Origin of the sequence: Nesterenkonia cremea, from assembly GCF_014642675.1 — a bacterium.
GTDB classification, from domain to species: domain Bacteria; phylum Actinomycetota; class Actinomycetes; order Actinomycetales; family Micrococcaceae; genus Nesterenkonia; species Nesterenkonia cremea.
This window is the reverse complement of the sequence record NZ_BMIS01000003.1, coordinates 105,375-121,872: the sequence shown is the minus strand read 5'-3', so window position 1 is coordinate 121,872 and position 16,498 is coordinate 105,375. Positions and strand designations below refer to the sequence as shown.

General features: G+C 66.0%; 23 protein-coding genes. 18 read left to right on the top strand and 5 right to left on the bottom strand.

Features of this window, described 5'->3' with window-relative positions; translation table 11 throughout:
• Window positions 1-11: 11 nt before the first annotated feature.
• Entirely contained in the window at window positions 12-1,529 is a 1,518-nt protein-coding gene (locus IEW85_RS04795; RefSeq protein ID WP_188683227.1) for a sensor histidine kinase, read from the top strand.
• A gap of 142 nt (window positions 1,530-1,671) precedes the next feature.
• Here IEW85_RS04795 and IEW85_RS04790 read toward each other — a convergent pair whose 3' ends face one another.
• A complete protein-coding gene (locus IEW85_RS04790) occupies window positions 1,672-1,920 on the bottom strand; it encodes a WhiB family transcriptional regulator (protein ID WP_036474112.1) in 249 nt (82 codons plus the stop codon).
• A 468-nt stretch (window positions 1,921-2,388) separates the two neighbouring features.
• Window positions 2,389-2,589, bottom strand: a complete 201-nt coding sequence (locus IEW85_RS04785) for a phosphotransferase family protein (RefSeq protein ID WP_188683224.1) — start codon at window positions 2,587-2,589, stop codon at window positions 2,389-2,391.
• Between the two features lie 11 nt (window positions 2,590-2,600).
• Between IEW85_RS04785 and IEW85_RS04780 the strand changes: the two genes are divergently transcribed.
• The gene (locus IEW85_RS04780; protein ID WP_188683477.1) at window positions 2,601-2,924 is read left to right on the top strand and encodes a sensor histidine kinase; all 324 of its coding nucleotides are present in this window, start codon (window positions 2,601-2,603) and stop codon (window positions 2,922-2,924) included.
• A gap of 24 nt (window positions 2,925-2,948) precedes the next feature.
• Here the strand turns inward: IEW85_RS04780 and IEW85_RS14550 are convergent, their stop codons facing one another.
• Entirely contained in the window at window positions 2,949-3,083 is a 135-nt protein-coding gene (locus tag IEW85_RS14550) for a hypothetical protein (RefSeq protein WP_268234651.1), read from the bottom strand.
• Between the two features lie 95 nt (window positions 3,084-3,178).
• On the opposite strand from IEW85_RS14550, the gene IEW85_RS04775 reads away from it, so the two are divergent.
• On the top strand, window positions 3,179-3,619 hold the full coding sequence (locus IEW85_RS04775) for a hypothetical protein (protein ID WP_188683222.1): 441 nt from the start codon (window positions 3,179-3,181) through the stop codon (window positions 3,617-3,619).
• A 118-nt stretch (window positions 3,620-3,737) separates the two neighbouring features.
• On the opposite strand, the gene IEW85_RS04770 is transcribed toward IEW85_RS04775, so the two are convergent.
• Complete coding sequence (locus tag IEW85_RS04770; RefSeq protein WP_188683220.1) at window positions 3,738-4,094, bottom strand: DUF1844 domain-containing protein; 357 nt, start codon at window positions 4,092-4,094, stop codon at window positions 3,738-3,740.
• Window positions 4,095-4,179: 85 nt separating this feature from the next.
• Here IEW85_RS04770 and infC point away from each other — a divergent pair, with 85 nt between their 5' ends.
• The 6 genes from infC to IEW85_RS04740 all read left to right on the top strand — a co-directional run bounded on the left by infC (window position 4,180) and on the right by IEW85_RS04740 (window position 7,426).
• Window positions 4,180-4,887 (top strand): translation initiation factor IF-3, encoded by a 708-nt coding sequence (infC, locus tag IEW85_RS04765; RefSeq protein ID WP_188683475.1) that lies wholly within the window; start codon window positions 4,180-4,182, stop codon window positions 4,885-4,887.
• A gap of 232 nt (window positions 4,888-5,119) precedes the next feature.
• Window positions 5,120-5,314: a 50S ribosomal protein L35 gene (rpmI, locus tag IEW85_RS04760; protein WP_188683218.1), complete on the top strand. Its 195-nt coding sequence runs from the start codon at window positions 5,120-5,122 to the stop codon at window positions 5,312-5,314.
• Window positions 5,315-5,364: 50 nt separating this feature from the next.
• Window positions 5,365-5,751 carry a 50S ribosomal protein L20 gene (rplT, locus tag IEW85_RS04755; protein ID WP_188683216.1) on the top strand — a complete coding sequence of 129 codons (387 nt, stop codon included), beginning with the start codon at window positions 5,365-5,367 and terminating at the stop codon, window positions 5,749-5,751.
• 90 nt (window positions 5,752-5,841) lie between these two features.
• Window positions 5,842-6,045, top strand: a complete 204-nt coding sequence (locus IEW85_RS04750) for a hypothetical protein (protein ID WP_188683214.1) — start codon at window positions 5,842-5,844, stop codon at window positions 6,043-6,045.
• Window positions 6,046-6,167: 122 nt separating this feature from the next.
• Window positions 6,168-7,106, top strand: coding sequence for a TrmH family RNA methyltransferase (locus tag IEW85_RS04745; RefSeq protein WP_229658800.1), 939 nt, complete (start codon window positions 6,168-6,170; stop codon window positions 7,104-7,106).
• Window positions 7,103-7,426, top strand: a complete 324-nt coding sequence (locus tag IEW85_RS04740) for an RNHCP domain-containing protein (RefSeq protein ID WP_188683210.1) — start codon at window positions 7,103-7,105, stop codon at window positions 7,424-7,426. The genes IEW85_RS04745 and IEW85_RS04740 overlap by 4 nt, the downstream gene beginning before the upstream one ends.
• 104 nt (window positions 7,427-7,530) lie before the next feature.
• Here IEW85_RS04740 and thpD read toward each other — a convergent pair whose 3' ends face one another.
• The gene (thpD, locus tag IEW85_RS04735) at window positions 7,531-8,433 is read right to left on the bottom strand and encodes an ectoine hydroxylase (RefSeq protein ID WP_188683208.1); all 903 of its coding nucleotides are present in this window, start codon (window positions 8,431-8,433) and stop codon (window positions 7,531-7,533) included.
• Window positions 8,434-8,572: 139 nt separating this feature from the next.
• Here thpD and IEW85_RS04730 point away from each other — a divergent pair, with 139 nt between their 5' ends.
• The 9 genes from IEW85_RS04730 (at window position 8,573) to IEW85_RS04690 (ending at window position 16,406) form a co-directional block, all read left to right on the top strand.
• Window positions 8,573-8,893: an acylphosphatase gene (locus tag IEW85_RS04730; RefSeq protein WP_188683206.1), complete on the top strand. Its 321-nt coding sequence runs from the start codon at window positions 8,573-8,575 to the stop codon at window positions 8,891-8,893.
• 25 nt (window positions 8,894-8,918) lie between these two features.
• Window positions 8,919-9,686, top strand: coding sequence for a superoxide dismutase family protein (locus tag IEW85_RS04725; RefSeq protein WP_188683204.1), 768 nt, complete (start codon window positions 8,919-8,921; stop codon window positions 9,684-9,686).
• Between the two features lie 193 nt (window positions 9,687-9,879).
• The gene (locus IEW85_RS04720; RefSeq protein WP_188683202.1) at window positions 9,880-12,906 is read left to right on the top strand and encodes a DUF4040 family protein; all 3,027 of its coding nucleotides are present in this window, start codon (window positions 9,880-9,882) and stop codon (window positions 12,904-12,906) included.
• Window positions 12,903-13,388 carry a sodium:proton antiporter gene (locus tag IEW85_RS04715; protein ID WP_188683200.1) on the top strand — a complete coding sequence of 162 codons (486 nt, stop codon included), beginning with the start codon at window positions 12,903-12,905 and terminating at the stop codon, window positions 13,386-13,388. The genes IEW85_RS04720 and IEW85_RS04715 overlap by 4 nt, the downstream gene beginning before the upstream one ends.
• Entirely contained in the window at window positions 13,385-15,025 is a 1,641-nt protein-coding gene (locus tag IEW85_RS04710; RefSeq protein ID WP_229658799.1) for a monovalent cation/H+ antiporter subunit D family protein, read from the top strand. Before IEW85_RS04715 ends, IEW85_RS04710 begins: the two co-directional genes overlap by 4 nt.
• Entirely contained in the window at window positions 15,022-15,483 is a 462-nt protein-coding gene (locus IEW85_RS04705) for a Na+/H+ antiporter subunit E (protein WP_188683198.1), read from the top strand. The genes IEW85_RS04710 and IEW85_RS04705 overlap by 4 nt, the downstream gene beginning before the upstream one ends.
• The gene (locus IEW85_RS04700) at window positions 15,480-15,746 is read left to right on the top strand and encodes an MrpF/PhaF family protein (RefSeq protein ID WP_188683196.1); all 267 of its coding nucleotides are present in this window, start codon (window positions 15,480-15,482) and stop codon (window positions 15,744-15,746) included. The genes IEW85_RS04705 and IEW85_RS04700 overlap by 4 nt, the downstream gene beginning before the upstream one ends.
• Window positions 15,746-16,090 carry a monovalent cation/H(+) antiporter subunit G gene (gene mnhG, locus IEW85_RS04695; protein WP_229658798.1) on the top strand — a complete coding sequence of 115 codons (345 nt, stop codon included), beginning with the start codon at window positions 15,746-15,748 and terminating at the stop codon, window positions 16,088-16,090. Before IEW85_RS04700 ends, mnhG begins: the two co-directional genes overlap by 1 nt.
• Window positions 16,091-16,094: 4 nt before the next feature.
• Entirely contained in the window at window positions 16,095-16,406 is a 312-nt protein-coding gene (locus IEW85_RS04690; protein ID WP_188683194.1) for a hypothetical protein, read from the top strand.
• The last annotated feature ends 92 nt before the right edge of the window (window positions 16,407-16,498 follow it).

The following is a 16,498-nucleotide window of genomic DNA, read 5'->3' as shown; positions in this document are numbered from 1 at the left end:
GAAGGAATCTGATGGCAATCTATGAAGAGCCCCTGGCGGGCCACCGCCACATCTCCGAGCGGGACGTCGAATGGGTCCACGCCCTGGTGGGGGACTGGCAGCTGCTCTCAGATCTGGCCTTCTCAGACCTGGTCCTGTGGTTCCCCAGCACGGAGGAGGGCTTCGTCTCCGCGGAGGAGCGCTCCTTCATCGCCCTGGGGCAGGCGCGTCCCTCCACCACCCAGACGCTGATCCATCGCGACGTGGTCGGGGATCGGATCCGTGCCGATCTGAAGCCGATGGTGGAGCGGGCCTGGTCCTCCCAGGTGGTCACCAACTCCTCGGACCAGGGCCAACCCTCGCCGGCGAGGATGCGGGTCCAGGCGGTTCCGCTGGTGCGCGCCGGACGGACCCTGGCGGTCATCACCCTGCACTTCTCCGTGGCTGCTCTGCGCACGCCCTCCCGGCTGGAGCTGACCTATCGGCGCTGTGCCGATGAGCTGTTGGCCATGGTCTCTGCCGGGCGTTGGCCGGACACCGCCCAGGAGTTCACCGGTTACAGTGGGGCTCCGCGTGTGGGTGACGGTCTGCTGCGCCTGGACAGCGGGGGTGAGATCACCTTCGCCAGCCCCAATGCGGTCTCCGCGCTGCTGCGGCTGGGCGTCTCTGACGCGCTGGAGGGGCGTTCGCTGGCCAGCATCGGAGCCGAGCTGCAGCGGGCCACCGGCGTCGCAGTTGATGAGTCTCAGCCGCTGATGCTCACGGGCAAGCGCGCCATGCGCGCCGAGCTGGAGGCTCACGGCGCGACGGTGACTCTGCGCTCCATCCCGCTCTACCGGGGTGGGGAGAGGTTCGCCGCGCTGGTGCTCTGCCGCGACGTCACTGAGCTGCGCCGCCGGGATAAGCAGCTGATGTCCAAGGACGCGACCATCAAGGAGATCCATCACCGGGTGAAGAACAATCTCCAGACGGTCTCGGCCCTGCTGCGCATGCAGTCCCGCCGGATGGACTCCTCGGAGGGACGCCACGGCCTGGAGCGGGCCATGCGCCGGGTGGAGACCATCGCGATGGTCCACGACTCCCTCTCCCAAGGGCTGGAGGAGAGCGTGGACGTGGACGAGCTCATGCGCCGACAGCTCCGCCTGGCCGCGGAGATGGCGCAGTCGGACCGTCAGGTGCTCACCCAGCTGGACGGCAGCTTCGGACAGCTGCCCCCGGATATGGTGACCCCGCTGGCCCTGGTCATCACCGAGATCGTGGCCAATGCCGTCGAACACGGCTTCGGCGAGGGGGAGCAGTCGCGCAGCGTGCTGACGGTGACCATGTCGGTGCACCGCCATACCGACGCCGCCGGACGCCAGCGCCTGGATCTGGAGCTCCTCGACGACGGCGTCGGGCTGCCTGAGGATCAGTGGGAGCCCGGGCTGGGGCTTCAGATCGTCCAGACCCTGGTGCGAGGTGAGCTCTCGGGTTCCATCGAATGGATGCCGGCAGAGGACACGAAAATGGGGACCCGGGTCATCCTCCGGGCCCCCATCATCGCTCCCTGATCAGGGAGACAGGGCTGGCGTGCCTGTGCTGCGGTCCAGCTGGTGCGGCGGGCGCGAGCCGCACGACGCTTCAGCGTCCCCTGCTCCGCTTCCTCGCCGCCTTCGCGCAGCTGCCGCTGTGCAAGGAAACCTGCTCGGTCGTTCAGGATGCGCGGCGCGCGCGGGCTGCGCGGCGCTTGAGGGCGCGCCGCTCGTCTTCGCTCATGCCGCCCCAGACGCCGGAGTCCTGGCCGGTCTCCAGAGCCCACTGCAGGCAGGTGTCCATCACCGGGCAGCGGCGGCAGACGCTTTTGGCCTCTTCGATCTGAAGCAGAGCGGGGCCGGTGTTGCCGACGGGGAAGAAGAGTTCGGGGTCCTTGTCCAGGCATGCTGCTCGACTGCGCCAATCCATGGCGATCACTACTCCTTGTGCGCCGGATGGGCGCGACTCGGGTTCTGAGCTGTGATGCTGTCCTCAACCCGGAGGGAGGCATGCTCATCAGGGTCACTCAGAGCTTGGGCGGTGCAACTCGTGACGGCCTGACTTCAGGAGTAAGAGGCCGTCCGCGAATTTCTTCGTAATCAAGGCTGACATGTTAACGACATGCAAACAAGAGTCCACAACTAAGAAAAACTGCGAGAACCGCGTGGTGTTAGTCACATTCTTCGACGTGCATTTCGGTCAGTTCCAGCCAGGTGGAGCGCCGCACTCCAGTGTGAGCGGAGGGAAGCGGAGAAAGCAATCCCCAGCCACCCGAGCTCCCAGGTCTGAGCAGTCCGGACGGAGCACAGCCTGTGTTCAGACCGCATCGGTGACCTGTGATACGCAGGCATAGCCCTGCGGGTCCAGGGTGGGCAGTGTGAGCAGATGAGCGATCAGTCAGGCCAGATCATCGGCTCGGTAGCCCGGCCCCACGGAGTCCAAGTCGATCAGAGCAGCGGGGGAGAGGGCGGGGCGGCCCTCAGCATCGGGGAGTACCTCAGCGAAGATATTGTCCCGATGGAAGTCCCCGTGGGTGGGAACCACAGGACCCGGCGTGCTCAGCAGTCGGTCCCTGATGTGTCGGACCAGCCGCTGCACCTGATCAGGCTCTGCGCCAGCGGGTCACGCAGGCCACGCTGCAGCTGGCGGCGAATGCGGTGAAGTTCTCAGCGCCGGGTGCGGTGATCACAGTGGGATCGCGGGTCGTGGAGGACGGCGTCGAGCTGTCGGTCCGAGAGGAGGGGCCCGGTATCGGGGAAGCAGACCGGGAGAGGATCTTCGAGCGCTTCGGGAGGGTGGACTCCTCCAAGGCCGGTGCGGGGCTGGGGCTCCCGATCGTCGCGGCCATCGCCCAGGCGCACGGGGGAGAGGTCCGCTGTGACTCGGAGCTGGGGAAGGGGTCCACCTTCACCCTGCAGCTGCCGCGCAGCTGACCCGGCGTCGTCGCGGCTGACTGATCAGGTGTCCACGCTGGGGGACTCGGTCTCCTCAGCGGCCGTGTCGTCGGCGTCGTCATCGCCGCAGGCGTTGAGGAAGAGCGCGGAGACGCTCAGAACTGCGGTGCCCCAGCAGAGTCTCCCGGTCGTGTCCAATCTCAGAGATTCCTCGTGTCGGCCTCGGATGAGTGCTGGTGTGGCTCAGCGTACGACATGTGGGGCGGCGCTGGTGTTAAGGGAGAATGACATCTATGGCCCGCGACTCTGAGAACCTGCAGCCGGACTTCCACGGTCCGCAGAAGCCCCGCCCGTTCACCCAGGCCCGCCCGCGGCCGGTCCCGGTCTGGCTCGTCTTCCTGATCCTCTTCGTCCAGGGCGTGGCTGTGCTCTGGTACACCGTGGGGGCGGCGCTGACCTCGGAGGAGGCGCTGCTGGACACGGTCGGCATCGTGGCGCTGGTGGTGCTCTACGCGCTGCTCGGCGCGGTGCTGATGATCCTGGGCTTCCGGATCTTCATGGGAGCAGGCGGAGCGAGGACTCCGGCGATGGTGCTGGAGTTCATGGTGGTGGTGATCTCCTTCAGCTTCCTCTCCGAAGGAGCCTGGGCCGTGGGGCTGACCCTGCTGGTGCCGGCGGCCACGGCGCTGCTGCTGCTCTTCGTGCGCCCCACACAGGAATGGCTGGACAGATGAGATCTGCCCAGCCGGTTCGTCTTCGTCTGTGAGGCTGAATCCGTGGCGCGGATCAGCGGTGATCCGACCGACTCTCAGCTGACCGGCATCAGGAGGCCGGAGTTCAGCTGACCGAGGGTCAGTTGACCGGACCGGTCCATTTTTCGCCGGGGCCCTTGCCGGGCTCGTCTGGGACCAGCGACTCCTCTCGGAAGGCCAGCTGGAGGGAGCGCAGCCCGTCGCGCAGGGGAGCGGCATGGGTGGATCCCACCTCCGGCGCGGAAGCGGTGATCAGTCCGGCCAGTGCGGTGATCAGCTTGCGGGCCTCGTCCAGATCCTTGAGCTCATCGGCGCGCTCGTCATCGGCCAGGCCGGTCTTCACCGCCGCCGCGCTCATCAGGTGGACGGCGACAGTGTTGATCAGTTCGACGGCGGGCACCTCAGCGATGTCACGCGCGCTCTGATCGGCCGCCTGGGGGAGATCTTCGTTCTGCATGCTGGTAAGCTTGTCACAGACTTTGAGCGCACGCTAAACGTGCGCACATTCACTTCACAACAGTCCACACACAGGAGTTAGACAGATCAGCGAACCACGCATCAACAACCGGATCCGTGTACCGGAGGTCCGCCTCGTCGGCCCGCAGGGGGAACAGGTCGGCATCGTCAGAATCGAAGATGCTCTGAGGCTCGCCTCGGAGGCTGATCTCGACCTGGTCGAGGTAGCCCCGAATGCGAAACCGCCGGTCTGCAAGCTGATGGACTTCGGCAAGTGGAAGTACGAGGCTGCGGTGAAGGCCCGCGAGTCGCGGAAGAATCAGACGAGCACCCAGCTCAAGGAAGTCCGCTTCCGCCTGAAGATCGACGACCATGACTATGAGACCAAGGTCGGCCACGCTCGCCGCTTCCTGGAGGCCGGTGACAAGGTCAAGGCCATGATCCAGTTCCGCGGCCGTGAGCAGCAGCGCCCCGAGATGGGCGTCCGCCTGCTCCAGCGCTTCGCTCAGGACGTGGAGGACCTCGGCCAGGTCGAGTCCAACCCGCGCCAGGACGGCCGTCACATGGTGATGGTGGTCGGGCCGCTGAAGACCAAGGCTCAGGCTCGCAACGAGGCTCCCGACGATGAGGCCATGGACAACGAGGAGAACAAGGCTCGTGCCAAGGCCAAGCGTGAGGGCCGCGCTCGGAAGACGCAGGAGCGTCAGGAGAAGGTCTCCACGGACAAGAAGGACGTGAAGCCGCTGTCCAACTCGATGGCGGATTACCTTCCGGACGAGCTCAAGAACCTCTGAGCGGCTCCGGCGGAGGAGACTCCGCCGGGAGCGCTCGGTGAACGACCTGGTAGACTTGTCTGCTGGGTTTGCTGCGACGTGCCCTGCGCGGGTGCGTCGCAGACCTATGAAAAGGGATCCTGCCGGGCTTCGTGCCTGGTGAGCGATCCACCTCTGCACCGCCGGCCTCCCTCCTGGAGGGGTGCCGGTTCCCAGGTGCTGCAGGTCCGTACGATGTAAGGAGAACGGCACTATGCCGAAGATGAAGACCCACAGCGGGGCCAAGAAGCGCTTCAAGATCACCGGTTCCGGCAAGATCAAGCGCCAGCAGGCCAACCGCCGCCACTACCTGGAGCACAAGTCTTCCCGCCTGACCCGCCGTCTGGCCGGTGACCGCATCGTCACCAAGGCCGACGAGAAGCGCATCAAGCGCATGCTGGGCCTTTGAGCACCAGCACGGAACACCGCGAAGACTTCAAGACTCACAGGAGATAACAGATGGCACGAGTGAAGAGGGCGGTCAACGCCCACAAGAAGCGCCGCAAGGTCCTCGACCGGGCCTCCGGCTACCGCGGACAGCGCTCCCGCCTGTACCGCAAGGCTAAGGAGCAGCTGCTCCACAGCTACACCTACAACTACCAGCACCGGAAGAAGCGCAAGGGCGACTTCCGTCGCCTGTGGATCCAGCGCATCAACGCTGCCGCACGCGCCAACGGCATGACCTACAACCGCTTCATCCAGGGCCTCAAGGGCGCTGGCGTCGAGGTCGACCGTCGCATGCTGGCCGAGCTGGCCGTCTCCGACGCAGCTGCCTTCAAGGCACTGGTGGAGACCGCTCGCAAGGGTCTGCCGGAGGACGTGAACGCCCCCAAGGCCGCCGCGTGATCCGCAGCCTCTAGCAGGAGGTGCTTCTGACGGCGCCCGCTCCCTGTGAAGGGAGCGGGCGCCGTCGTCGTATCTATAGGGTGTCTCCCGATGGCTGAACAGCAGAACACCTCGACTCCGGCCCCGGCCGGCGTCTGGATCTACCGCGGCATAGCGATCGCCTGGACGGCTGTTCCGAGGCTCCTCATCGGCGTCGGCGGTGGAGGAACCACTGCTCAGGTGAGGCGCCGTGGGATCATCGCCACTGCCATCACCGCCGGCCTTCCCCTGCTCATCTTCCTGCTGATCGTCTGAGGCGTACCAGCCCCACTCTGTGTGGGCACTTCCAGGTGCTCTGGGACAGGCACATTGCCTGAGAACGTCTCAAAGTGCCCGCACAACTGATGGGGATCCGCGCATGAGGGAGAATGGTCCCTGTGACTGACGAACATGTGCTGAGCAATCCGACCGCTGACCGGGTCAAGAAGGTCGCCTCCCTCGCCTCCCGGGCCGGACGCCGCAAGCAGGGGCTCTTCCTGGCCGAAGGCCCCCAGCCGGTGCGCGAGGCGTTGGCCCTGTGGCTGCGCCGCTGGGAGGAGGAGCCCCGCGGGGAGAAGGAGGAGACCCAGGGCCTGCCCCGTCTGGACGCCCTCTACTTCGATCCCTCCGCGCTCAGCCGCCACACCGAGGTGGAGGCGCTGCTGGACCGGGTCCGCGGTGTGCTCTTCGACCCGGAGCAGGACCTGCCCCGAGAGGCACGGATCTTTCTGCGCGAGGCCACTCCGGAGGTGCTCCGGGCCATGGGCGACGCCGAGACCTCCCAGGGCATCATTGCTGTCTGCACCATCCCGCAGCAGGCCGAGGAGCTCCCACAGCTGCGCCTGGGCGCGGCCCTGCTCGGAGTCCAGGATCCCGGCAACACCGGCACCATCATCCGCGCCGCCGACGCCGCAGGGGCCGACGCCGTGGTGCTCACCCCGGGCAGCTCGGACCCCTGGGCGCCCAAGGTGGTCCGCTCCGCCGCCGGCTCGCACTTCCACCTGCCCATCCGCCCCGGCGCCGATCTGGACCCGTTCCTCGACGCCGCCCGCGGCCAGGGCGCACAGATCCTCGCCGCCGATGGGGGAGGAGAGGCCGCACTCCCGGCTCTGGAGCAGCCGCAGAACCCGACCGTCTGGCTCTTCGGCAATGAGGCGCACGGTCTCTCTGAGGAAGAGAAGGCGGCTGCTGATCAGCGGGTCACGATCCCGCTCTACGGCCGTGCGGAGTCGCTCAACGTGGCCACCGCCGCCGCCGTCTGCCTCTACCACTCGGCCACTGCGCAGAACTCCGGCGCAGCGCAGAACTCCGGAACTGCCCAGCACGCAGAGCAGTGAGCTACTCACCCACCACCCGCCAGCAGGAGAACACCGGATTCGACTGTGTCCACTGCGGGCAGACCATCCCCAGGCACAGCGCAGGCAGCTACCGGAATCACTGCCCGCGCTGCCTGTGGTCCCGCCACGTCGACGTCATTCCGGGGGACCGGGCCGCCGACTGTGAGGCTGAGATGGAACCGGTCGGCGTCGACTATTCCGGGAAGAAGGGCTACATCCTCCTCCATCGCTGCACCGCCTGCGGCGCCCAGGACCGGAACCGTCTGGCACCGGATGACGATATGGATGCGGTCATCGCGCTGCAGCGCCCCAGTTTCTGACGACACCCACCGTGGCCACCTCCCACTGAGCCACCACCCCCACACGACTGCGGCGGCCCGCTCCTTGCAGGACGGACCGCCGCAGCGGGGAACAGACGCTCAGATCAGCGTCCGGCCGGTGTGAAGTCCCGGCTGCCCAGGAAGTCCGGGCGCGGGGAGGGAGCCGCGAAGGGCTCCACCGGAGTGTTCTCCACCGAGTTGTAGACGATGAAGACATTGGACCGGGGGTACGGGGTCACATTGCCGTTGGAAGCGTGCATGCAGTTGCTGTCGAACATGACAGCACCGCCTGCCGGGCCTTCCAGCACGTCGATGCCGAACCGGTCGGCGAACTCGGTCAGCGTCTCCGGCTCCGGCACACCGGCGCCCTGCATGACCAGCGACTTCTGGTGGTTGTCCTCCGGGGTCTCGCCCACAGCACTGATGTAGTGCTTATGGGAGCCCGGCATGATCATCAGCGGACCGTTGAAGGAGTAGTTGTCGGTCAGCGAGATGGAGATGGACACCGCCCGGGGAGCCGGCATGCCGTCCTCGGCGTGCCAGGTCTCGAAGTCCGAGTGCCAGGTGAAGTCCTTGCCGACGAACCCGGGCTTGTAGTTGATGCGGCTCTGGTGGATGTAGACGTCCGAGCCTAGGATCTGCCGGGCGCGGTCCACCACACGCGGATCGTTGGCGATCTTGGAGAAGATCTCGTTGCTGCGGTGGATGTCGAAGATCGAGCGCACCTCATCGGACTTCGCCTCGACCACTGTCCGCTCGTCCTGCTTCACCGCAGGGTCCTCGGCCAGTCGCTTGAGCTCGTCCTTGAAGAGCTGCAGCTCCTCTGTGGTGATGAGCTGATCGATGCTCAGGTAGCCCTTCTCATCGAAGCTGCGCAGGGTGCCTGCGTCGAAGGGGCCCTGGTCTGCGGTTCCCTGCACCACCGGATCGCGGCGGGGGATGACCTGGGAGTTGTTCTGGCGAGTGGGGTAGAGATCCTCCACAGCAGCCTGAATAGTAGTCGTCACTCTGTCGACCCTCCTGTTCTGTTGTCGACCTTGGTCAGTTCTGTATCTCAAAAATTCTGTGATGTGACGGCAGCCCGAAGGCCGCCCATCAGGACACTAACAGGTGCAGGATTCTCTGCAAGGGTGATTCACTGGCCCCATGGCAGAGATCAGCGACGCCGGCCGCCCCGGCATCAGCACAGGAACATTCGCCCGCATCACCGGACGGGTCCAGGGAGTCGCCTACCGCGCCTCGGCCAAGGATGAGGCCGATGAGCTGGGCCTGATCGGATGGGTCCGCAACACCGACGACAGCGCCGTGGAGCTGCTGGTGGCCGGAGAGGGACCGGCCGTGGACTCCCTGCTCCGCTGGACCGAGGACGGCCCGGCTGCGGCCCAGGTCAGTTCGGTGGAGACCCGCGAGGCTTCCGAACAGGAGCTGCAGACCCTGCCCCAGGCCGGTTTCGAGATCAGACGATGAGCTCCAGCGCCGGTATGCTTCCCCTATGATTCACCCTTCGCGAGGCCGCACCCTGCTGACCGGGACCGCCGTTCTGATGCTGGCTCTGGCAGCCTGCGGGGACGACGCCGAGACCCAGCAGCCCACTCAGGACGCCGCTGAGCAGAACGACGCCGAGACCGCCGGCGAGCAGGAGGACGGCGGCGGTTCGGCCGCCGGCCCGATCATCGCTGAGGCGCAGATGACCGATGCGGTCGGCACCGAGGTCGGCACCCTCACCATCTCTGAAGCCGGCGAGGGCGTGGTGGAAGTCCACGCCGAGATCGTCGATATGGAGCCCGGCTTCCGTGGCATCAGCATTCACGAGACCGGCGTCTGCGAGATCCAGTCGGCCAATGAGTACGGCCAGGTCGGAGACTTCTTCTCTGCCGGCGACCACCTGGCGGGCGATCCGGAGGAGGACTCCGGCGTCGCTGAGGGTGAGGAGGCCCCGGAGGAGCTGGAGGAGGATCCGGAGCTGCCGCCGGATGTGGAGCCGGAGGAGCAGGCTGAGGTCTACCACCCGGACCATGCGGGCAACCTGCCCAACCTGCTGGTCACCGAGGAGCGCACCGGCACTCTGACGGTCCTCAGTGACCGTCTGGACGAGGACCTGCTCCTGGATGAGGACGGCTCAGCAGTGATCGTCCACACTGAGGCCGACAACGCGGCGAACATCCCGGAGCGCTACGCCCCGGAGGGCCCCGATTATGAGACGCTCACCACAGGTGACTCCGGTGCTCGGGCCGCCTGCGGCGTGCTCGAGGCCCCCTGAGACGACCGCGGGAGGGCCTGAGCACGAATTGCCGGGCCGTCATCGCGATCGATATAGTCGATTTTCGGTGTGCCGGGAAGTCTGGTCGGCAGGAGCATAGGATGCTCTTCAGCGGAACCTTCGTGTGCTTGCAGCGCCCTGGAGGATTCCGCCCGTCCACCCACGCCGCACCTGATGGAGGAACCGTTCACCGATGACCTTGATGGTGCTGCTCTTCCTCACCCTCATCCTGGTACCCGTCGCCGCCTCCTTCCATCAGGTGCTCGGCCGCGACACCGGATGGGTCGCAGCAGTCTCCCTGACCGCTCTGGGTCTGATGACCCTGCCGTGGATCGGCCCGATCATCGACGGCCGGGTCTATGAGGAGTCGCTGCCCTGGATCCCCACCGCAGTCGATGTGAACATCGGCCTGCGCCTGGACGGCCTGGGCATGGTCTTCCTGCTGCTTGTGCTGTTCATCGGCGCCCTGGTGCTGGCCTACTCAGCCCGCTACTTCAGCCCCAAGAAGAAGACCTCCGACTACTACGTCTGGATGCTGCTCTTCGTCTTCGCAATGTCCGGCATGGTGATGGCCGATGACCTCATCCTGCTCTTCGTCTTCTGGGAGTTCACCACTCTCTGCTCCTTCTTCCTGATCAACCGGTCCGGAGCCAAGGCTCCGGCCCCGGCGCAGCGGACGCTGCTGATCACCATGGCCGGCGGCCTGGGTCTGCTGACCGCGGTGCTGATGATCATCGTGAACACCGGGACCACTCAGCTCTCGGCCGCTCTGCAGCACGAGATCTGGCAGGAGAACGGCACCTTCACCGCCGTGGTCGCGGTGCTCATCGCCTTCGCCGCCTTCACCAAGTCGGCGCAGTTCCCCTTCCACCTCTGGCTTCCCGACGCCATGGTGGCCCCGGCTCCGGTCTCTGCCTACCTGCACGCCGCGGCCATGGTGAAGGCCGGCATCTACCTGCTGCTGCGCTTCGCCCCGGTCTTCGAGGGCGTGATGATCTGGCAGGTCATCCTGATCGGCGGCGGCCTGATCACCGCACTGATCGGTGCGCTCTTCGCCCTGCAGCGCCATGACATCAAAGAGATCATGGCCTACTCCACGGTCTCCCAGCTGGGGTTCCTGGTGGCCACCATCGGCATCGGCACCCCGGTGGCCATCGCCGCGGCGATCATCCACGTGGTGGCCCACGCGCTGTTCAAGTCCAGCCTGTTCATGATGGTCGGCATCATCGAGCACGAGTCGCACACCCGCGACATCCGTGAGCTCAATGGTCTGCGCAAGACCATGCCGGTCTCCTTCTTCATCACCGTGATCGCCTCGCTGTCCATGGCAGGCATCCCGCCGCTGTTCGGCTTCGTCTCCAAGGAGAACCTGCTCAAGGGCTTCCTCTCCGCGGAAGAGGAGGGCATCTTCGGCCCCGGTCTGACCTGGACGCTGACCCTGCTGGCCGTGCTCGCCGCCGTCGGGACCTTCGCCTACTGCGGCCGCATCGTGCTGGGTGCCTTCGGCAGCTACCGCGGTGTGGGGAAGAAGGACGCCGGCTACGACGACGGCGCCCACCAGCCCATCGCCGAGGACGCCGCCCACGAGGCGGCCCCGGCCTTCTACCTGCCCGCACTGCTGCCGGCGGTGGCCGGCGCGATCCTGGGCTTCATCCCGTTCGTCTTCGACGGACTGATCACCCGGGCCACCCAGTCGGCCTCCACCTCGGACTACGAGCCCTACTTCTACCTCTGGGGCGGCATCAGCACCGACTTGATGCTCTCAGCGGTCATCATAGTGATCGGCCTGATCGTGGTGCTCTCCCGGGCCCAGATGGACAACCTGATCCCGCGCACCATCCTGCCCTGGACCGGTGTGGCCGTGGCGGAGAAGATGCGTACCGGCTCCATCGCCTTCGGACGCAAGGTCGGTGACAGCACCCGCACCGATATGCACGGTCTGCACCTGACCGCACCGGGCATCTTCCTGGTGGGCATCTTCATCGCCGGCATCATGGCGGCCCCGCAGATCGGTGACTTCACCGAGGGACACACCCAGATGATCGACTGGGTGCTGATCTCGCTGATGGCGATCTTCCTGATCGGCACGGTGGTCTCCACGTCCCGCACGGCCGCCGTCGTGCTGGTCGGCGGCGCCGGCTTCATGGTGGCCGCCTGGTACTTCCTGCTGGGCGCGATCGATGTGGGTATGACCCAGCTGCTGGTGGAGATCCTCACCGTGGTGGTCCTGGTGCTGGTCATGCGCAAGCTGCCCAAGAAGTTCCACCCGGTGAAGCGCTCCCGCACAGCGGTGGCCGCCGTGGTGGCCATCGGCTTCGGCGTGATGGCCTTCGTGGCCGCCTTCGCGCTGACCGGCCGCAGCGGCCGCTGGACCGAAGGCGACGGCGACCGCGCCCCGGTGGGCGAGGCCTTCCTGACCCACACCTATGACGAGGCCGGAGCCATCAACACGGTGAACTCCATCCTGGTGGACTTCCGTGCCCTGGACACCTTCGGCGAGCTGACCGTGCTGGGCGTGGCCGGCTTCGCGATCCTGGCAGTGCTGAACTCCGCGTTCTCCACCTCGGACAACGTGACCCCGGCCTCCAAGAGCTGGGTGGGCACCCCGCTGGACCACGCCAAGGACAACACCACGGCGATGCGCAGCGTCTTCAACTGGATGGCGCCGTTCATCATGCTGCTCTCGCTGATCCTGCTGATGCGCGGTCACTACGAGTCCGGCGGCGGCTTCATCGCGGCCCTGGTGCTGGGCGGCTTCTTCGCCCTGCGCTACTTGGTGGCGCCCTCCGACTCCTCGGTGAAGCTGCGCTTCGACTACGCGATGATCATCATCGGCGGCATCATCATCTCCGCTGCCATCGGCCTGGCTGGCTTCGTGGAGGGCTCCTACCTGCGGCCCATCGTCCTCTTCGAGGGCCTGCCGCTGCCGTGGGGCACCGAGTCCGGCTTCACCCTGACCACCGCCCTGATCTTCGACCTGGGCATCTACCTGGCCGTGATCGGCGCAGTGCTGGTGGCTCTGGACCGGCTCGGTCAGGCCCAGCGCTACCCCGCAGAGCTGCTGCGGGCACACCGCCGGGCCATGGGTCAGAAGACCGGGGAGGTCTCCACTGTGGAACCCGACTATGCGGTGGACCCGGGGGATCTTCCCCTCGAAGTCGAAGTGGGGAACGCCGGCAGAGACGACCAGAGCACTGGAGAGGGGGTGGACAGCCGATGAGCATCGCCATCGCTGTGGGGCTGCTGACCGCAGCCGCCGTCTATCTCTTCATGCAGCGCGGCATGGTCCGCATCGTGCTGGGCTTCATCCTGGCCTCGCATGCGGCCAACCTCATGTTCTTCGCCGCAGGCAACCCCGCCTACCGGGCGGTGCCCTATATCGACGGGGCACCCTTCGAGGAGCAGGCCGACCCGCTGCCGCAGGCCTTCGTGCTGACCGCGATCGTCATCGCCTTCGCGATCACCATGTACATGGTGACCCTGGCGATCACCACCACCACCGACGACGACACCGAGAACGATGAGGAGTCCCCGGCCAAGGTGCTCTACGGAGAGCGCCGTCCGCGTCCGGTGGGACCGCCCGCCGACGCCGGAATCTCCGATACAGGCGACACCGAGGACGTCGCGGTGAAGGGCGTGAGCACCGAATCCGGTGAGATCGCCGTGGAATCCGGCGATGACGAGACGGGAGAGACCAAGTGAACCTCGCAGAGATCCTCCCTCCGCTGCTGCCGCTGCTGGTCGGCATGCCGCTGCTTCTCGGCGCGGCCGGGGCCGCAGTGCGGAAGAACAAGCTGGCTCGCCACATCATCAGCATGGGCACTCTGTCGGCGATCTTCGTCTTCTCCATCCTGCTGGTGATCGCCACCCGCGACGGCACCGTCCTGGCCCACCGCGTGGGCGGCTGGACCCCGGTGGACGTCGGCTCCGAAGGCGAGACCTTCGAGATCGCGATCCCGTTCGTGGTGGATGCGCTCTCGGCGCTGGTGCTGATGATCATCTCGATCCTCGGCATCGCCTCGGTGATGTTCGCCATGGCCACCCATGAGGCCCGCGCCCGGTTCTTCCACCCGTTCGTCCTGGTGCTGATGGCCGGTGTGGCCGGCGCCCTGATGACCGGGGACATCTTCAACCTCTTCGTGTTCATCGAGGTCATGCTGCTGCCCTCCTACGGGCTGATCGCCATGATGGGCGCCAAGCTCGGGGCTCACGGCGCGCGCATCTATGTCTCGGTGAACCTGATGGCTTCGACACTGCTGCTGGTGGGCATCGCCCTGGTCTACGCCACCGCGGGCACGGTCAATCTGGCCGAGCTGCACGGTGCGGCGCTTGAGGATCCGGCCGTGGCCATCGCGGGCGGCGTCGTGCTGACCGCCATCTCCATCAAGGCTGCCGTCGTGCCGGTCCACGGCTGGCTGACCCGTACCTACCCGATGACCAGCCCCGCGGTGACCGCGCTGTTCTCGGGCATCCACACCAAGGTGGCCATCTACGCGATCTACCGCATCTACTCGCTGCTCTTCGACGGTGATGAGCGTTTCCTCTGGGTGGCTCTGCTGGTGACCAGCGCGACCATGCTGATCGGTGTGCTCGGCGCGATCGGTGAGAAGACCACCCGCTCCATCCTGGTCTTCCACATGATCAGCCAGATCGGCTACATCCTGATCGGCGTCGGACTGTTCACCACGCTGGGTCTGACCGCAGCGATCTTCTACCTGCTGCACCACATGATCGTGAAGGCCTCGCTGTTCCTCTCCACCGGAGCCATCGAGGAGACCTACGGCACCGGGGAGATCGAGAAGCTCGGCGGCATGCTCAAGCGTGAGCCGCTGATCGCGATCACCTTCATGGCCGCAGCGCTCTCGCTGGCCGGTCTGCCGCCGTTCTCCGGCTTCGTGGCCAAGTTCAGCATCATCCAGGCCACCCTGGAGGAGACCCACTACTGGGTGGCGGCCGTGGCGGTCATCGTCTCGGTGTTCACCCTGCTGTCCATGCTGAAGATCTGGACCGGCGTGTTCATGGGCGAGGAGCCCAAGGACCTGCAGGAGAGGGCGCTGACCTACCAGGAGCGTATGCACGGCAAGCGCTACCTGCGTGTGGAGGCACAGGCGGAGACCCCCACGCTGACCGTGGGGCCGCCGACGTCGACCACGATGGCGGTGCTCTCCGGGGAGCAGGCGGTCAAGGTGCCCGCCAAGCTGATCATCCCGGGTGCGCTGCTGGCGGCGGTGACGATCTTCTTCGGCCTGGGTGCCGAGGTCCTGATGAGCCTCTCGGCCACAGCCGCAGAGGGTCTGCTGAACCCGGAGTTCTACGTTGAGGCGGTGAGCGGAGCATGATCTGGCCCTTCAGGATCATCAGTTTCCTGTTCTGGTACGCCAAGGAGTTCCTCCTGGCCAACCTGCACGTCACGGCTGATGTGCTGCGCCCGCGGAAGCGGATGAAGATGAACCCGGCGATCATCGCCGTGCCCGCGGCCTCGAAGTCGGACAGCGAGTGGACGCTGATCTCCACGCTGATCACCCTGACTCCGGGCACACTGACCCTGACCCTGTCCAAGGAGCACGGGATCCTCTACGTCCACGGCATGTTTGTGGAGGACCGGGAGGCCCTGGTGGCGGAGATCCAGGAGATGGAGGACCGTCTGCTCAAGGCCATGCGCCGGAACCCTGGCGTCCTGTCCCGCCCCACTGAGCGTCCAGTGGTGCAGCCCGAGGACGTAGAGGAGGGCGACCTCCACGAGTGGGATGCCCCCGGCATCACGGAGGCTGAGAGCGAAGGAGGTGAGGCCCGATGATCTCTGAATGGACTCTTGAGATCGCTCTGATCCTGCTGGCGATCGGCATGATCATCGCCGGTGTGCGCGCCTACCTGGGCCCGCGCACCTCGGACCGTGCGGTGGCGGCTGATCTGATCTTCTTCGCCACCATCGGGTTCCTGGCGCTGATCGGGCTGCGTACAGAGATCGAGGCCCTGTTCGACATCATCCTCATCGCCACGCTGCTGGGCTTCATGGCCGCCATCTCTATGGCACGTCTGGGATCGGGAGGTCGTCGCTGATGGACATCGAGAACATCCTGCACGGAGCAGGTCTGATCTTCATCTTCCTGGGGATCTTCACGATCATCGTCTCAGCGATCGGCCTCTTCCGGCTGCCCGATCTGTACCTGCGTGCCTCGGCGGTGGGCACCTCGGCCGGACTGGGCGTGGCCTCGATCGTCTTCGGGGCCCTGCTGATGGACTTCTCCACGGCCAACCTGATCAAGGCGCTGATCGCCATCATCGCCCAGCTGCTGACCTCGGCAGTGGGTTCGATGGCCATCGCCCGCTCCGGCTACCTTAACAACTACAAGCCGGCGGAGATCACCCATACCGATGAGCTGGCGCTGACCAAGCGCGGCTGATCTGATGGCGGCGCACCTCCTCGAGACCATCAACGAGCACCTGCCTTCAGGGTTTGTGCTCAATGCTGTGGGGGATCTGCTTGCTCTCTCGGTACAGGGCGAGGCCGTCGAACGTTCCTTTCAAGTGGACGGGTCCTTCGCGGCTATCACGGAATATATCGACTCCATCGATATCGGTGATGCGAGTGAGTGGAACCAACCGCCTGAGGTGGTCGTCTTCAACCTGTTCAGCGTGCATGTGATGGAGGCTGTCCATACGGCTCCCGCAGAGGCGGAGCGCCTGGTGATCGGTCGCAACGGCCTCTACATGGAGTAGATGCACCGCGTCAGATCTTTCTCAGATCACGACGCCGTCCTCTTCAGAGAGAGCGTCCGTGACGGTCTGATCTGCTGTTAGGTCTACGTCAG

What these genes read in the sequence shown, in the direction of transcription:
- IEW85_RS04795 (WP_188683227.1), top strand. Translation starts at nt 12, where the DNA reads ATGGCAATCTATGAAGAGCCCCTGGCGGGCCACCGCCACATCTCCGAG.
- IEW85_RS04790 (WP_036474112.1), bottom strand. Translation starts at nt 1,920, where the DNA reads ATGGATTGGCGCAGTCGAGCAGCATGCCTGGACAAGGACCCCGAACTC.
- IEW85_RS04775 (WP_188683222.1), top strand. Translation starts at nt 3,179, where the DNA reads ATGGCCCGCGACTCTGAGAACCTGCAGCCGGACTTCCACGGTCCGCAG.
- IEW85_RS04770 (WP_188683220.1), bottom strand. Translation starts at nt 4,094, where the DNA reads ATGCAGAACGAAGATCTCCCCCAGGCGGCCGATCAGAGCGCGCGTGAC.
- rpmI (WP_188683218.1), top strand. Translation starts at nt 5,120, where the DNA reads ATGCCGAAGATGAAGACCCACAGCGGGGCCAAGAAGCGCTTCAAGATC.
- rplT (WP_188683216.1), top strand. Translation starts at nt 5,365, where the DNA reads ATGGCACGAGTGAAGAGGGCGGTCAACGCCCACAAGAAGCGCCGCAAG.
- IEW85_RS04750 (WP_188683214.1), top strand. Translation starts at nt 5,842, where the DNA reads ATGGCTGAACAGCAGAACACCTCGACTCCGGCCCCGGCCGGCGTCTGG.
- IEW85_RS04730 (WP_188683206.1), top strand. Translation starts at nt 8,573, where the DNA reads ATGGCAGAGATCAGCGACGCCGGCCGCCCCGGCATCAGCACAGGAACA.
- IEW85_RS04725 (WP_188683204.1), top strand. Translation starts at nt 8,919, where the DNA reads ATGATTCACCCTTCGCGAGGCCGCACCCTGCTGACCGGGACCGCCGTT.
- IEW85_RS04720 (WP_188683202.1), top strand. Translation starts at nt 9,880, where the DNA reads ATGACCTTGATGGTGCTGCTCTTCCTCACCCTCATCCTGGTACCCGTC.
- IEW85_RS04715 (WP_188683200.1), top strand. Translation starts at nt 12,903, where the DNA reads ATGAGCATCGCCATCGCTGTGGGGCTGCTGACCGCAGCCGCCGTCTAT.
- IEW85_RS04705 (WP_188683198.1), top strand. Translation starts at nt 15,022, where the DNA reads ATGATCTGGCCCTTCAGGATCATCAGTTTCCTGTTCTGGTACGCCAAG.
- IEW85_RS04700 (WP_188683196.1), top strand. Translation starts at nt 15,480, where the DNA reads ATGATCTCTGAATGGACTCTTGAGATCGCTCTGATCCTGCTGGCGATC.
- mnhG (WP_229658798.1), top strand. Translation starts at nt 15,746, where the DNA reads ATGGACATCGAGAACATCCTGCACGGAGCAGGTCTGATCTTCATCTTC.
- IEW85_RS04690 (WP_188683194.1), top strand. Translation starts at nt 16,095, where the DNA reads ATGGCGGCGCACCTCCTCGAGACCATCAACGAGCACCTGCCTTCAGGG.